The organism is Falsiroseomonas sp. RANM36 (assembly GCF_056682175.1).
The window spans coordinates 133480-134111 of record NZ_JBWXTD010000007.1; the positions used below are offsets into that span (position 1 = coordinate 133480).

1 protein-coding gene is annotated in these 632 nt (G+C 78.0%); it reads right to left on the reverse strand.

What is annotated here, in order from left to right:
• Positions 1 to 39 precede the first annotated feature (39 nt).
• The coding region (locus AC1MIR_RS24765) for a transketolase C-terminal domain-containing protein (RefSeq protein WP_480030841.1) at positions 40 to 632 on the reverse strand (593 nt) is incomplete at its 5' end.

The following is a 632-nucleotide window of genomic DNA, read 5'->3' on the forward strand; positions in this document are numbered from 1 at the left end:
TTCCGATCGACCGATTCCAGTCGATCGGAAGGTCGTGCTCTAGCGGCGGAGCAGGTCCTCCGCCGCCGCGCCCACCTTCGCCGCATCCGGCTTCAGCGCATCCTCGAGCGGCGGTGCGAAGGGCACGGGCACGCGCGGCTGCCCGCGCCGGGCCACGGCCCGCACCCCGCCCGGCCCGAGCCGCTCGACGACGCGGGAGACGACCTCCGCGCCGAACCCGCCGGTCGTCACCGCCGCGTGCACCCCCAGACGCCGCCCGGTCCGCGCCACCGACGCCGCCACCGCCGCCTCGTCCCAGGGCCAGAGCGTGCGCAGGTCCAGCACGTCGGCGGAGACCTTGCGGGCGGCGAGCGTGGCGGCCGCTTCCGCCACCGCGGGCACCATGGCCGACCAGGTGACGATGGTCAGGTCCGCGCCCTCGCGCATCCGCCGCGCCTGGCCGAAGGGGATCGGCGCGATCGCCTCCGTCACCTCGCCCGTCACCGGAAACAGGTTCTTCGGGTCGAAGAACAGCACCGGGTCGTCGCTGCGGATCGCGCTGACCAGCAGCCCCGCGGTGTCGGCGGGGGGGGGCCGCCCCCGCCCCCCCCCCCCCCCCGGGGGGGGGGGGGCCCCCGCCCGCCCCGGGGCGA